The 15966-nt window shown below is 50.9% G+C and carries 8 protein-coding genes; 4 read left to right on the forward strand and 4 right to left on the reverse strand.

The window, feature by feature from the left end; translation table 11 throughout:
- Nucleotides 1-74: 74 nt before the first annotated feature.
- The 4 genes from ABDW72_RS17315 to ABDW72_RS17330 all read left to right on the forward strand — a co-directional run bounded on the left by ABDW72_RS17315 (nt 75) and on the right by ABDW72_RS17330 (nt 8257).
- Nucleotides 75-2945, forward strand: a complete 2871-nt coding sequence (locus ABDW72_RS17315; protein ID WP_347159858.1) for a SusC/RagA family TonB-linked outer membrane protein — start codon at nt 75-77, stop codon at nt 2943-2945.
- Between the two features lie 32 nt (nt 2946-2977).
- Nucleotides 2978-4666, forward strand: coding sequence for a RagB/SusD family nutrient uptake outer membrane protein (locus ABDW72_RS17320; RefSeq protein WP_347159859.1), 1689 nt, complete (start codon nt 2978-2980; stop codon nt 4664-4666).
- A 304-nt stretch (nt 4667-4970) separates the two neighbouring features.
- A complete protein-coding gene (locus ABDW72_RS17325; protein WP_347159860.1) occupies nt 4971-7298 on the forward strand; it encodes a GH92 family glycosyl hydrolase in 2328 nt (775 codons plus the stop codon).
- Nucleotides 7299-7369: 71 nt separating this feature from the next.
- On the forward strand, nt 7370-8257 hold the full coding sequence (locus ABDW72_RS17330) for an endonuclease/exonuclease/phosphatase family protein (protein ID WP_347159861.1): 888 nt from the start codon (nt 7370-7372) through the stop codon (nt 8255-8257).
- Between the two features lie 27 nt (nt 8258-8284).
- Here ABDW72_RS17330 and ABDW72_RS17335 read toward each other — a convergent pair whose 3' ends face one another.
- The 4 genes from ABDW72_RS17335 to ABDW72_RS17350 form a co-directional block, all read right to left on the reverse strand.
- Nucleotides 8285-9763 (reverse strand): TolC family protein, encoded by a 1479-nt coding sequence (locus ABDW72_RS17335; RefSeq protein WP_347159862.1) that lies wholly within the window; start codon nt 9761-9763, stop codon nt 8285-8287.
- Nucleotides 9764-10178: 415 nt separating this feature from the next.
- Nucleotides 10179-11594: a glycoside hydrolase family 125 protein gene (locus tag ABDW72_RS17340; RefSeq protein ID WP_347159863.1), complete on the reverse strand. Its 1416-nt coding sequence runs from the start codon at nt 11592-11594 to the stop codon at nt 10179-10181.
- A gap of 164 nt (nt 11595-11758) precedes the next feature.
- Nucleotides 11759-14080 (reverse strand): GH92 family glycosyl hydrolase, encoded by a 2322-nt coding sequence (locus ABDW72_RS17345; RefSeq protein ID WP_347159864.1) that lies wholly within the window; start codon nt 14078-14080, stop codon nt 11759-11761.
- Nucleotides 14081-14315: 235 nt separating this feature from the next.
- Nucleotides 14316-15377 carry a LacI family DNA-binding transcriptional regulator gene (locus ABDW72_RS17350; protein WP_347159865.1) on the reverse strand — a complete coding sequence of 354 codons (1062 nt, stop codon included), beginning with the start codon at nt 15375-15377 and terminating at the stop codon, nt 14316-14318.
- Nucleotides 15378-15966: the final 589 nt, after the last annotated feature.

Here is a 15966-nt window from a genome sequence, read left to right on the forward strand (position 1 = left end):
AGCTACCTCGGCCAGACAGTTCTACCGGAGCCTCCAAAAAGGGGTTATCAGCAAATCACTCCTTTGCATTTGCTGTGCAAGTAAATGGTAAAGTAACAGACGCGAAAGGCATGCCGCTGCCCGGCGTATCTGTGGTGCTGAAGGGAACCACCATCGGTGCAACTACAGGCGTGGATGGTAACTACAGCTTAAGCGTGCCGGATGGCCAGGAAAATGGCACCTTGGTGTTTTCCTACATTGGCTTTGTGAAGCAGGAGATTCCGATCGGCAACAAGTCGGTGATAGATGTGCAGCTCGAGACAGATGCCAAGGCCCTCGAAGAAGTAGTGGTAGTGGGCTACGGTACCATGCAAAAGAAAGAAGTGAGCAGCGCCATTACTACCGTAACTGCCGAAGAACTGCAGCAGGGAGCTTTTAACAGCCCTTTGCAGATGCTGGAAGGTAAGGTAGCTGGTCTGACCATTTCGAATACCGCTGCCGCAGACCCCAACGCAGGAGTAGGTATCCAGATACGCGGTGCAGCCACGATAACAGGTACAACAGCGCCGCTGATCGTAATTGACGGAATGCCAGGAGGCGACCTGCGCAACTTGGCGCAACAAGACATTGCCTCCATCACCGTTCTGAAAGATGCTTCCGCTGCTGCCATTTATGGCTCCCGCGGTGCCAACGGCGTTATATTGGTGCAAACCAAGCGTGGCAAGGCAGGGCAGGTGCAGGTAACGTATGACAGTTACATCGAACACGACGAAGTAGCCGCCAGACCCGAACTGCTTTCTGCTGAGGAATTCCTGTCGCGTGGCCGGGATACAGATTTAGGAGCCAGAACAGACTGGTACGATGAACTGATCCGCAAAGACAATTTCGGGCAGAACCAGTCGCTGGCTGTGAGTGGCGGCAGTGAGAATACGCTGTTTCGCATCTCCGGTAACTACCGCGCCAAGACAGGATTAGACATTGCCTCTGACAGGAATGAGTATGGCCTGCGGGCAAACTTCTTCCAACGGGCGATGGAAGGATTCTTAGAAGTAGAGGGGAATATCTCTTACAGAATTGCGCAGGAAGAATATACCAACTATGGTGCCTTTCAGCAGGCTGTAAAGCTAAACCCGACCATTCCGGTTATGGATCCGAACGACCCAAACAGCTACAACACGCTGCTTGGATATGATACCTACAACCCTGTGCAGGACTTACTAGCAAGGGAAAACGGATCAGATCAGACCTATTCCATATTTGATATCACCTTACGGTTAAACCTGCTAAAGAACCTGAACACAGAGTTGAAGGTGGCACGGCAGGGGCACGATCAGCTGAGAAGAGAATATTATACTTCAAAAGCAGCTGAATCAATTACTAACAACCGTACTGGACGTGCCCGTCTGCAGGATGAAAAATGGACGGATTATACCCTGGAGTGGTTAGGAAACTATAACACAATGATTGGAGACCACAGCATCAAAGCGATGGGTGGTTATTCTTACCAGGAATTTAACAACCAGGGTTTCTGGGCTGAGAACTCAGACTTCCTTTCTGATGCCTTTACTTATAACAAGCTAAGTGCAGGACAGTGGAACAGGGAAGAAGGCCGTTTAGGTATGGATTCCTGGAAAAGCCAAGAGAAGGTTATTGCATTCCTGGGCCGTGTTAACTATAGCTTTAAAGATACTTACTTCTTATCAGGCTCTTTCCGCTATGAAGGCAACACCAAGTTCGGTACCAACAACAAATGGGGCTTATTTCCGGCAGTGTCAGCTGCCTGGCGCATGTCCAGCTTGCCGGCCATTGAGAACATAGATGCGATAAACGAACTGAAGCTGCGTGCCTCTTACGGCGTAACCGGTCGCTCCGGCTTCCCGCGTTATACTTCCCTGTCCAGATATCAAGGCTTTGGCCGCTACCAGAATGACGAAGGCGAGTGGATACAGGTGTATGGCCCGGCCAACAACCTGAACCCCGACCTGAAATGGGAAAAAGCTATCTCCTACGACGTAGGCCTGGACTTTACTTTGTTTAACAACAAGGTAAATGGTAGCCTGGATGCCTTTGACCGCAGAAGCAGTGACCTGATCTCTGATTACTATGTGCCTGTGCCACCTAACCTGTTCGACCGCACTACACTGAACGTGGGTACTACAAGCTCTAAAGGTCTTGAGCTTTACTTGAACTGGGATGTCGTAAATGCCGGAGATTTCTCTTACAGCACCAACATTACCACCTCTTATACCAAGTCTAAGCTGGTTTCCTGGTCAAAAGGACCTTATACTGCTAACTTTACCGATCTGCAATTTCTGCCATCTCCAGGTAACCCAGGCCCAGCATACCGCCTGTATGCTGGTACTGAACTGGGTAGCTTTTATGGCTATAAGTATGCCGGTGTCGATGAGAACGGCAACATCATGATCTGGAAAAACGGTGAAGTAGGTGGTGAAAAGATCAATGCCACCTCTGAAGGTAACCAGGACAGAGACAGAGTCTTTATCGGAAACGGTTCTCCTAAGTTTGACCTGTCATGGGGTAACAAGATTGCCTTCAAGAGCTTCGACCTGTCGCTGTTTTTCCGCGGCCGCTTTAACTACGAAATCTTGAACCTCTACCAGATGTACTATGGACTGCAGGCCGAGCCAAACGTGAACCTGCTGCAGGACGCGTATGGCCGCAACGGAGCTATCAAGTCAGGAAAGGTGATTACGGATTACTTCCTGGAAAGCGGAGATTACCTGAAACTGGATAACCTGACCCTGGGCTGGAATCCGAACCTGGGCATTAAGCGCATCAACAATTTCAGAATTTATGCCACCGTGCGCAATGTGTTCACACTGACAAAATATACTGGCCTCGATCCGGCAACAGTGGGTATCACAGGTCTGACGCCTGGTTATGCTGACCTGAACGTGTATCCTGTTGCCAGGAACTATGCACTGGGTGTAAGAATCACTTTTTAAGACTCATAGTACAAACTTTATAAGTTGACGATATGAACAGAATGAAAATACTATGCGCTGTGCTACTACTGATGTTGGTAGCCCCCGCATGTACCAACCTGGATGAGAAAGTTTATGACACGTTAGTAACAAAAACTTATTATCAGGACAAAAACTCGCTTATGGCGGCGCTGGTGCGCCCTTATGAACATGCCCACTGGGTAGGTTGGGACGGTGACCGCTGGATACTTTCGGAGCTGACGGCAGATAACTTTGTGTGGACACAAAAAGGCAAGCACGGCTATGACGGCGGTGACTGGATCAGGCTGCACCACCACGAATGGACTCCTGATGACAACCACATTTATGGTGGCTGGATCGGCCCTTACCAGGGCATCGGACAGACAAATGTGTTTATCAATGACTTTAAGGGACTCGACTACCCAGCACTTGGACTGACAGAAGCAGACCAGGCGCAGCACATTGCTGAGATGCGTACGCTGCGGGCCTGGTTCTACCTGTTCCTCATCGACTACTTCCGTAGTGTTCCGATAGCAACCGATGAAACCGGGAATGCCGCATTGCCATCATCACCACCGCAGGATGTATTCAACTTTATTGAGTCAGAACTCAAGGAGTCACTTCCGGGCCTGCCGCAGAACGGTAAGGTAGGACGTTGGGACCAGGGAGGTGCCGCCGCTTTGTTGGTGCGCTTATACCTGAACGCTGAGAAATACATCGGCAAACCCATGTATACCGAGGCTGCTCAAGTAGCACAGGACATCATAGATGGCAAGTATGGCTCTTACAGCCTTGACCCGGATTACAGAGGTCCTTTCAGATCAGGTATTGACGGTTATCGATCACCTGAGAACATCTTTGAGTTCCCGCATGCCAAGAACATCTATGAATTTAGTTGGATGTATAATGCCATGATGCACTACCAGGCCAGGTACTCGCTAGACAACGACTGGGGTGGATGGAATGGCATCACCCTAACGCCGTCGCGGGACTTGCAGGGTAACCTTTACAACTATGAGTTGGGCATGCCATACGAAACCTACACGGATGCAGACAAGCGGAAGCAGCCTTTCCGGACAACGGATAAAGACAACTTGTATAATGGCTTCTTCCTCATCGGGCAGCAATATGCTTACAACTACGATAAAGGTTTTGGCTTCGACAGTACCACCATGGTGAATGGTACAGAGGAGTATAACAACAAGCCTTTGTATTATGTAGATCAGGTGGGCCGTTTCTCTGAAGGTGCCAGTGGTCTGGCAAAGGGCTCTCATGTTTCTACCGGAGAGGAAAACAGCGGGGTTCGCTTTATCAAGTTCCCTTGGCTGCCACTTTCAGAAGGTTTGTTCCAAAACAATTCAGCTCCTGAAATTCGTCTGGCAGAGATGTACTATGCTATTGCAGAGGCTAAATACCGCGCTGGCGACAAGTTAACAGCAGCTCAACTGTTGGATGCTGTCCGCAAACGTAATTTCACTGAAGCAGAGTGGCCGGCACATAGCTATGAGGCGAACCCGGCCATGTTAACAGATGACGAGTTTGTGGATGAACTGAGTCGTGAATTTATGGGCGAACGCCACCGCAGAACAGACCTGGTACGCTGGGATCGTTTTGGAAACGAATGGTGGGATAAGCCGGCCGATGCGAAAGACCTGAGCGTGTTTCCGATACCTGCACGAGCGCTGAACGCGAATTCGCTTTTAGAGCCGAACGGATACTAAGCAGGCCTGACAAGTATAAATTCATCTTATTAGTATAAACTTAAACAGAAGGGAGCCCATCAAAAGGTTCCCTTCTGTTTATCATGGAGGGTAGTTGACGGCAAACCCATGCTTTGCAGCTGCCTGAGCAGTGTTGCTGAGATTTAAGTATATTAGCTCACAGTATAAAAGTGTGTTTGCCAATAGTAGCGGTAATTAACTTAAAGTATAAACTGGTATTCAGAAGCTCGTATACTGCTGCCTTTGCTGTTTATCTGTTTCTTTCAATCACCAAGTATAAATATCTGCATTCAAACAATCTTAAATGAAAAAAGCCTTTCTTTCCACTTTTGCTTCAGCCTTTTTTTTCGTCTTTCTAACAAGCTATACCAGCGCTACTGCCCAGGGAGTTGGCGCTGCTTTTAACCCAGAGGAGCTAGTGAACCCTTTGATGGGCACGGACTCCAAGCCGAGCCTATCGAACGGCAACACCTACCCGGCTATAGGCGTGCCCTGGGGTATGAACCTGTGGACCGCCCAAACGGGCAACATGGGCAATGGCTGGGCCTACACCTATGATGCTGACAAGATTCGCGGCTTCAAGCAAACCCACCAGCCCTCGCCGTGGATGAACGACTACGGCCAGCTTGCCCTGATGCCGGTTACCGGCGGGCTCAAGTTTCAGGAAAACGAGCGGGCCAGTTGGTTCTCCCACAAAGCGGAAACTGCCAGGCCATACTACTACAGTGTCTACCTGGCCGATCATGACGTGACCACAGAGATCACGCCCACCGAGCGCGCGGCCCAGTTCCGCTTCACTTTTCCCAAAACTGACAGCGCCTTTGTGGTGCTCGATGCACTGGACAAAGGCTCCTATGTGAAGGTGATCCCCTCGGAAAGAAAGATCATCGGCTATACTACCAAACAGGCTGGTGCGCCACTGCCTAATTTCCGGAACTACTTTGTTATTTATGCCGATAAGCCCTTTACCGCCGCCTATACCTGGCACGACTCCACCCTGGTAAAAAACGCCCTGGAGCAGCAGGCCGAACATGCCGGCGCCATCGTGGGCTTCAAAACAGCCAAAGGCGAGCAGGTCACCTTCAAAATCGCCTCTTCCTTTATCAGCCCAGAGCAGGCAGAGCTAAACCTAAAACGGGAGCTGGCCAATGACAGCTTTGAAGAAACCGAGCAGAAAGCTAAAGCAGCCTGGCATCAGGCGCTGAGCCGCATCGAAGTGGAGGGCGGCACGGACCAGCAGCTGCGCACCTTCTACTCCTGCCTCTACCGCATGCTCTTCTTTCCGAATAAACTTTATGAACTGAACCAGGCCGGAGAAGTGGTGCACTACAGCCCCTACACCGGTAAAACAATGCCCGGCTACATGTTTGCCGGCACCGGCTTCTGGGACACATTCCGGGCACTTTATCCGTTCCTCAACCTGGCTTTCCCGAGCATCAACAAGGAGATGCAGCAGGGATTGGTGAACGACTACAAGGAAGGCGGCTGGCTGCCCGAATGGTCCAGCCCGGGCTATGCCAACGTGATGGTGGGCAATAATTCGGCCTCTGTAGTAGCGGATGCCTACATGAAGGGCCTGCGCGGCTATGACATCAACACCCTCTATGAAGCGCTCCTGCACGGGGCCAACAACGAAGGGCCTATGACAGCCGTCGGGCGCAAGGGCGTTAAGTACTACAACGAACTGGGCTATGTGCCCTACGATGTCGGCATCAACGAGAACGCCGCCCGTACGCTCGAGTATGCCTACGATGATTTTGCCATTTACCAGCTGGCTAAAGCCCTGAACCGGCCGCAGGCGGAAATAGACCTATATGCCAAACGCAGCCAGAACTACCACAACCTCTTTGACCCAAGTACTGGGCTGATGCGGGGCAAGAACCAGGATGGCAGCTTTCAATCACCGTTCAACCCTTTTAAGTGGGGGGATGCCTTTACGGAAGGCAACAGCTGGCACTACAGTTGGTCGGTGTTTCATGACGTGCAGGGCCTTATTAAGCTGATGGGCGGCAAGGAGCGCTTTGTGGCCAAACTGGACTCGGTGTTCACGCTGCCGCCCGTATTTGATGACAGCTACTATGGCGGGGTGATCCATGAGATCCGGGAGATGCAGATCGCGAACATGGGCCAGTATGCGCATGGCAACCAGCCCATCCAGCACATGATCTACCTGTATGATTATGCCGGTGAGCCGTGGAAGACGCAGTACTGGGTGCGCCAGACGATGAATAAACTCTACAAGCCTACGCCGGATGGCTATGCCGGTGATGAGGACAACGGGCAAACCTCGGCCTGGTACGTGTTCTCGGCTATGGGCTTTTACCCTGTTACCCCAGCTGTGAACCAGTATGCGCTCGGAGCGCCGCTGTTCCGCAAGACAACCCTGCACCTGGAGAACGGAAAGGAGTTTGTGGTGGAGGCACCTAGGAACAGCGCAGAGAACATCTACGTGCAAAGTGCAAAGCTCAACGGCAAGAAGTATGGCAAGAACTACATCACGCAGGAGGAGATTGCCCGGGGCGGCAAGTTGGTGCTGCAGATGGGACCCGAGCCCAACAAAAGCAGGGGCACTGACCAGCAGGACTTCCCTTATTCCTTCTCCACCTGGGAGAAACCACTAACGCAAAAGTAACAGGCAGGAAAGGAGGCCAACGTAACAGTAACAATTACGTGGCCTCCTTTTCCATTTAAAACCAGAATGTGATGAGTAAAAAACTATTCTTAAGTGCTGTTTTCCTTTTTATGATACTTACAAGTGCCAATGCACAAAATCATACTTTGAATGTCGCCACGTATAACTTGCGGTATGATAACCCGGGCGATTCGTTAAACCCCTGGAAGCAGCGATACCCCGTGATCGTAAATATGGTGCAGTTCCATGACTTTGATATAGTTGGTACCCAGGAAGGATTGTACCACCAGTTACAGGATCTGGCACAGGAACTGCCGGGCTATGCGTATATTGGGGTAGGACGGGACGATGGCAAACAGGCCGGCGAGTATGCGGCTATTTTCTATAAAAAGGACAAGTTTAAGCTGTTACAGAAAGGTACTTTCTGGCTTTCTCCGGTTACTGACAGACCGAACAAAGGCTGGGATGCCGTGCTGCCCCGCATCTGCACCTGGGGAGAATTCCAAGATATTACATCAGGGTTGAAATTCTATTTCTTCAACACGCACTTCGACCATATAGGTGTGCAGGCCCGCCGCGAAAGCGCCAAACTGATCCTGAGTAAAGTGAAAGAACTGGCCGGAAAACAGCCGGTTATTTTAACAGGCGATTTCAATGTGGATCAGCATGATGAAAGCTATGGGGTTCTCAATACGTCCGGCGTTCTCAAAGACGCCTACCAACTGGCAGATGTAAAGCTTGCCACTGCCGGAACTTTCAATGGGTTCGATATCAACACTAACACTGACAGCCGCATCGACCACATCTTTTTAAACAACAAGTTTCACGTAAAGAGGTATGGCATACTCACCGACAGCTACCATGCAAAACAACCTGAGGGGCAAACATTACAGCAGGCTGCCGATCAGGTAAAGCTTCCTTCCGATCATTACCCGGTAATGGTAACGCTCACGTACTAATAACAGCAGCACTTTAGCTAAAGCTACTTAGAGCTTTAGCAGCGACTGATCTGTTTCAAAGTCATAGAGAGTGAGGCGGCGGATCTTGTAGTAAGCTAACCAGAAATCACGTAAAGAGGAATTGTAGCTGAGGGTAGCTTTGTCCCGTTCCTCGGTGGCGATGTTCAGGTCCAGCAGGCTGATGTCTCCTTCTAAATAGCGGTGCTTGGTGATGCTGTAGCGGCGGTCAGCAATTTCATCGGCCCGCTTGGCGCCAATCATTTGCTTCCGCAGCACCTCGAATCGCTTCACGTTCAGGTAAATTTCCTGGTCAAAGTTCTCCCGCTCCTGCTCTACATTGGCTTCTACCAGCGTTTGGTTGGCGGTAGCGGTTCCTATTTTAGCGGCTGTTCTGCCCCAATCCATCACCGGCATACTAAACCCAAGCCGCACACGCTGCTGCTGCGATGGGTCTGTGTATACTTCATCCAGCTCCAGTGCCTGCTGTGTAAGCCCGAACGAAGCGAAGATATCGGCTCTAAAACCGGTTTCGCCTTTGGCGCGCGCCACGTTAGCCTCTGCTTCCAATAACTCTCGCTTAAAGCCAATTATCTGCTGGCGGTTTTTGTGGGCCTGGTTCAGTGCGATGTCTTCATCTACCTTAAAAAGCGGAATTCGTTCGGGCGGCGTCAGGCGGATGGGAATATTGTCGACAATGCCCAGGAACACCTTCAGCGCTAAGGTATTCGCCTCCACATCCAGTATTGATTGCTCAAGATTCTGCCGCGAGTTCAGTAGCGTGAGCTCCATCTGCAAAAGCTCGTTTTCCTGTATTTTGCCAGTTTTATACCTGTTCTGGGCGATTTGGTAAAGAGTGTCGTTATTGGCGACGTTGCGCTCGGCAATGGTATGGCTTATCTGGCTCAGCAGTAAGTCAAAAAAGTGATCCGTGGTAGCGCTGGCAATGTCCTCCATTTCTTCCCAGTAGTCGCGTTGTGCCTCCTCGTAGCGGAGCGGTGATATCTTTCTATCCCAGGCGCGGTAGTTATAGCCGAAGATGGGCTGGGTGAGGGTAATGGTAGCCGGTATGGAAGAGTAGCGGGTGCCGTTAGCGTCTGCCTGAAAATCATCCAGGCGTTTCAACTGGCTGTTGATGGAAATGTAGCCGCCGGTAGGCCAGATCTCCTGCCCTAGCGAAAGTTGCAGGTAAGAGTTAGCGTTGTGGGTGTTGATAAAGATCAGACTTCCATTGTCCGTGATGCGCGGTTCAATTGTTCGGTTATACTCCGGTAAAACGCCGCTGAGGGTTAACTGCGGGAAATAGTTAGACCGGTACGTCTTATACTGCCACTGCTTGTTTTCGAGCAGTACTTCTGCTCTCCTGAACCGGGGAGACTGCTCTTTGGCCAATCGCACTGCTTCGGGGAGTGTAAGTATGCGTGGGGGAAGTGTATTCTGAGCATTGGCTGGCAGTAGCAAAAAGACAAGAAAGAACAGCTGTAGAAATACGAGTAAGGGTTTCGTCATAATAAAAAATCTGATATGCTGCCGGGGCTAGTCACGTCCCATTCACAGGATATTTCGGTACTTGTGCCCGGGAGTTCCAGGCTGCTTAGGTACAAGTATAACCTGTGCTTAAGCAGCAAAAGTGCATTAGAACTTAGTTTGTGAAGTTTGATCTCATGCGTGCCCACCGGCGGTTCAGGCTTACTTGCCCCGTTTCCGGAAAGGCTGCTGTCACTTTTACCTGTATGTTTGTACGTGTTTTTTCCCCTCCAAAGTTATGTTATCGTGATCTTTTTACGAATGGGCAAATGCTGTAAATGCAGGCGCTGTTCTAAGTATGCAGGCTGATGAAGAAAAAGTGGTAATATTCCTTTACAAGTAGTAATGCCAACAGCGCCTGATGCAATTACATATCTATACTTAAGCGGCCTTAAAATTACGCCAGCAAACCGGGTTTTTCCTGGTACACGTTCCAGAGAAATTCGCCGAAGAGGGTGTTCGCCCAGGCAAACCAGGAGCGGGTAAACTTCTTCGGATCATCCTTATGAAAGGTCTCATGCATAAAGCCTGTGCCGCCATGCGTTTCCTTTAACATCTTAATGCACTGCTGGATCTCCTGATCGTCTGTGCTGGTAAGCCCCCGCATGGTGATGCTCATTGGCCAGATCATATCCAGGCCTATATGCGGTCCTCCAATACCTTCGCCATACTTGCCTTTAAAGAAGAAGGGGTTAGCGGCTGAAAGTAGCATTTTACGGGTATTCAGGTATACCGGGTCGGTTGCCGCCACAGCGCCTAAGTATGGCAGGGATAACAGGCTGGGCACATTGGCATCATCCATCAGGTTGTAGCTGCCAAAGCCGTTCACTTCATAGGCGAAAACTTTGCCATAGCGCGGATGATCGACAGTGGCATGTTCCTGCAGGGCTTTTTCCACTTCGTCTGCCAGGCTGGTAAGCTCGGCAGCTGTTGTTGTGTCCTTTGCGATACGTTGCATCATGGTAGCCGCCTGCCGAAGGCTGACCACGGCAAAGAAGTTAGAAGGAATCAGGAAAGGGTAGATCGTGGCGTCGTCGCTTGGGCGGAACATAGAGCAGATCAGCCCCACCGGGTTTACCGGGTAGCCGTAGCCGCCCATCGGCACCCCATCGGTTGCCCAGGCTGTTTCGCGCTGAAACTTGTAGGGCCCCAGGCTGTCCTTGCGCTGCTGTTCCCGGAATGTTCGTAAGGTAGCTTTTATCGCCTGTTGCCATTGCGCATCAAAAGGGGAGGTGTCTCCGGTGATCTGCCAGTATTCGTGTGCCAAACGGATGGGATAACACAAAGAGTCAATCTCCCACTTACGCTCGTGTATACCTGGCTTCATGTCTGTCAGGTCCTTGCTCCATTCCCCAACTTTGGTGTCGTCGTGGTAAAAGGCGTTGGCATAGGGGTCGCGCAGAATGTTGTGCGTTTGCCGGTTGATGACACCGGCAATCAGTTGGCGCAGCGGCTCATCTTTTTTAATAAAAGTAAGGTATGGCCATACTTGGGCCGAGCTGTCCCGCAGCCACATGGCGTCAATGTCGCCGGTGATGACATAGGTATCCGGTTTGCCTGCCTTTTGCTGGAAGGTAGCAGTGGTATCAAGCGTATTTGGGAAACAGTTCTCGAATAGCCAGCCAAGCTCCGGGTCTTTCACGTTCTTCCGGAACTCGGTAATGGCTTTCTCTACCGAGTTGCTTTTGAATTTGCGCGCGGCGGCAGAGGTGCGCACCGTTGGGAAGCCGGCATGGGCAGACACGGAAAGGGGGTTTAAGTATAAGGCTGCGCCAAGCACCGAAGCGTTTTGCAAAAATATTCTTCTGTTCATTTTATTGCTTTATTGATCCTGTATGGTGTGTGAACGCTTCAGCCTGTGCCAAAGCGTTCTTAATTTTCTATTACTCTGACTAAAGGTAGCGCTCCGGGAGCATGACTTTCCTAGCGCTCAATTCTGCCAGAAGAAATGCGTAGTTTTCGATTGCTTCTCTATACTTAAGGAAGCATAGAGAGCGCCTGCTTGCGGTCTGGCTTTGCGCCCATAAAAAACGTGAGGTTACCTCCGCTCGTGATGTCTTCATGGGTGAGGTAGCCACGGTCCAGCACTTTGCCATTGAGTTCTACCTTCTGCACGTATACATTCCGGTCGCTTTGGTGTTTGGCCGTTACAGTAAAAGACTTGCCGTTCTCCAGCTGAATGGTGGCTTCTTTAACAGACGGGCTGCCCAAGGCATACTGCGTGGAGCCGGGAGCTACAGGGTAAAAACCCAGGGCGCTGAAAACGTACCAGGCGCTCATCTGCCCGCAGTCGTCGTTGCCGCCCAGGCCATCTACGGTCGGTTTATACATGGCCTTCATGATCATGCGCACGCGCTCCTGCGTTTTCCAGGGCTGGCCCACCCAGTTATAGAGGTAAGCCACATGGTGCGAAGGCTCGTTGCCATGCACATAGTTGCCGATGATGCCGTCGCGGGTGATATCTTCGGTATGTTCAAAGTATTTGTCGGGCAGGTGCATGGTAAAGAGCGAGTCCAGGTGCTGCCCGAAGCGTTCCTTACCGCCCATCATGCGGATCATTTGTGCCGGGTCCTGCGGCACGTACAGGCTGTAGTTCCAGGAGTTGCCTTCGATGAAACCCTGCTGGCTTGTTTCCAAAGGGTCAAAGTTTTTCAGCCAGCTTCCATCGCTGAGGCGGGGCTGCATAAAGCCTGTTTTGGCATTGTACACGTTTTTGTAGTTCTGCGCGCGCTTCATGAACTCCTCGTAGAGCGCAGGCTTGTTCAGTTTCCGCGCCATTTGCGCAATACACCAATCATCGTAAGCATACTCCAGCGTTTTTGACACAGAGGAGCCGCTTTTATCTTCGGGTACATAGCCCAACTGCATGTAAGGTGCCAGCCCCTCGTAGAAGCCGGCGCGGGCAGTCGCAACGCAGGCTTCCAGGGCCTTGTTCGCATCAAAACCGGCATTGCCCTTGATCACGGCATCGGCGATCACAGGCACGCTATGGTAGCCGATCATGCACCAGTTCTCGTTGCCGTAATGCGACCATACTGGCAGCATGTGCTCGGCGCTCTGGTTGTAGTGGGCCAGCATACTTTGCACCATGTCGGCGTTACGTTTGGGCTGCACGATGTTAAAGAGCGGGTGCAGTGCCCGGTAGGTATCCCAGAGCGAGAAAGTGGTATAGTTGGTAAAGCCATCGGCCTTGTGGTTGTTCTGGTCCACGCCACGGTAGCTGCCATCCACATCCATAAAAACGGTCGGCCCAAGAAACGTATGATAGAGGGCGGTGTAGAAGTTCACCATATCTCCCGGGCTGCCTGCTTTAACGGCCACTTTGCTCAGTTCTTTGTTCCAGAGTGCCTGGCTCTGCTGCTTTACCTGCTCAAAGTTCCAGCCCGGAATCTCGGCGCGCATGTTGGCCAGCGCCCCGGTAGTGCTTACCGGTGAGATGGCAAATTTCACCTTTACTTTTTCTCCCTCCGTTGTTTTGAAGTCGAAGTAGGCGCGCAGTTCTCTGCCCGCAAATTCCGGGAAGTTGTGGCGTTGATCAAATTTGCCCCAAAAACCTTTATAAGGTTGCGCCGGTGCGTAGCTCTTGTTGCCATAGCGGTAGAACGGCTTGCTGAAGGCCATGGCAAAGTATACCGTACGGGTGCGGGCCCAGCCGCTGGTCTGGCGGTAACCGGTAATAAGGGTATCGTTCTCCACGCGCACATACGTCCACACGTTTTTGCCGTCGTAGTTGTAGATGCCGTGCATCAGGTCCAGGATCACGTGAGCCGAGTCGGATTTCGGGAAAGTATACTGGTGCATGCCCACGCGGGTAGTGGCGGTCAGTTCGGCCGTGATGTTGTCGTCATCCAGCTTTACTTTGTAGTAGGCCGGTTCGGCCACTTCGTTTTTGTGCGAAAAGGCGGAGCGGTACCCACTGGCCGGTTTGTCGGCGGTGCCGGGGTTGAGCTGCAGCCTGCCTGCAGTCGGCATCAGCAGGAAATCGCCGAGGTCGGAGTGGCCGGTGCCGCTGAAATGGGTATGGCTGAAGCCGACGATAGTTTTATCGTCGTACTGGTAGCCGGCGCAGTATTTGTATACATCCGGGTTATACTTGCCGTTCACCGCGTAGGGGATGGTGTCGGTATCGGGGCTAAGCTGCACCATGCCGAAAGGCACCGTGGCGCCGGGGTACGTATGGCCCATCTTGGCCGTGCCGATCAGCGGGTTCACATACTGCACAAAGTTTGGAGCAGGCTTACTCTGAGCGAACGCGAGCAGGGGAGCTAGCAGAAGCGCTGTTAAAAGGTGCTTATTCATCAGGAATTGTTAGAACCGTTCGGGAGTTAAAAGATTTTACTTTATACTATACAAGTATAAGTAAAACGATTTAGCAATAAAACATTCTGATCAAGTTTCCGGCGCCAGTCAAGCATAATAAAGTTGTAGAAAAGCCTGATGCCGCTAACCTTCTTCCCTATCATTTTATGTGATAGGCTCTTTGAAGTATATTACTGATAAACGTGCTTCGCAGCAGGGCTGCAGGTGCTTTGCGTTAATGGATCTCCGATCCTAAATAGGAGCGTAGGTTCTGCCGGGTGATAATCTCGAGCGGGAAAAGGTCCAGTTGGGGCGGCTCTTTTTTTAGCAATAGGTAGTTAGCCAGGTAGTTTATACCCAGTGCAGCCTGCCGTTTAGGGTTCTGGTTGATGAGAAAATCAATGGCGCCGGAGTTGAGGAAGCGGATGTTCTCTTTCAGAAGGTCATACCCAACCAGCCTGATATCCTGCTTGCCTTGTGTCTCCAGGAACGAAGCAAGCAACGATACGCCTTTGGAGGTAGAAACCAGAATTCCTTTTAGGTCCTGCACCTGCAGCAGTTTTTCAAATTCCAGCACAGCCGAAGACTCATCTGTGTTGCTCAGGTCCAGCACCAGCACCTGTCCGTCCGGGGCATTCTCCTCAAAATACTTTCTGAATCCCCGCTCTTTTTCAAGGAGGTGCACCGAGTTCAGGCTTTCTTCGTTGATATGGAGCAGGACATAGGTGCCGGCATTGCTCCGGCCAAGGTGCAACAACTCTGCGCCAACCATGCCGCTTTCAAACAAGTCCTGGCCAATAAAGCTCAGCGGCTGCACCTGCGGGATGTTGGTGTTGAAAAGAACGTAAGGAATGTCGTACGCTTTAAACAGGTCAAAAACAGGAAGCGCTTCCTGGTAAAACACCGGCGCTACCAGAATGCCGTCCGGATTTGAATGCTGTATGCGCTGGGCTACATCCGTAAAAGAATCCTTATCATAAAGGTTGAAGAAGAAAGGCTCCAGTTGAAAGCCATACTGTGCCCACTCGTTTTCTGCCTGACCGATACCGGAAAAGGACAGCTCCCAGTACTCATCCAGCGCTGGATCGGGTACCAGGGCTGCAATGTGGTACGTCTTTTTTGAGCCAAGCGTGCGGGCGATCAGGTTTGGTTTATACTCCATCTCGTGGAGCGTCTTCATAACTTTTTGCAGCGCATCTTCCGATACTTTCCCGCGCTTGTGCAGCACCCGGTCTACCGTGCCCACGGATACCCCGGCCAGGCGGGCTACATCTTTAATCCTAATCTTCTTATCCATTTCTCTAAGTAAGGTATCACAAAAGTAATATGTTTGATCATACTTTACCGCCTCAAAACCAGACTTTGCAGCTTAAAAGTGCAATACGGTTCGGGTAACATGGTGTGGTGTTAACTTGTACTTTACTGCTTTTCAGGAGTACCTTTTACAGGTAAAATGCCCAGGTGGTCTGTACTTGCCTGGCCAGCGTGCTAATATATGAAATTTAAGTGTGCGCGTACACACTTACCGTGTTTGCGCACACATTTATTTGAATGTCCTTGTTTTTCTTTTTTTTGTTATCTACATTGGTCGGACGGTTCGGCTGCGTTTCTGATGATCGGGACACAAGTTGCGCCATTAAAATCCTACAACTATAACCCGGTTCTTATGAAGAGATAATGCCCAAGCTGTTTCCGCTTCCGCATGCTATATAGCAAGAGAGTTATCTAGGGTCATAATTCCAGTGCATGCACAACCACTCCTGCCACTTTAACAATAAGTTGTCTGCCATTACCATAGCGCTGAATGTATGCGGTAGGGCATGTTTATACTTGTAAAGATGCCGCCCAAATAAAGGGCGCTTTGACGTTTTATTTTGATGCCTTTA

Source organism: Pontibacter chitinilyticus (assembly GCF_039748935.1).
In the GTDB taxonomy this organism is placed as follows: domain Bacteria; phylum Bacteroidota; class Bacteroidia; order Cytophagales; family Hymenobacteraceae; genus Pontibacter; species Pontibacter chitinilyticus.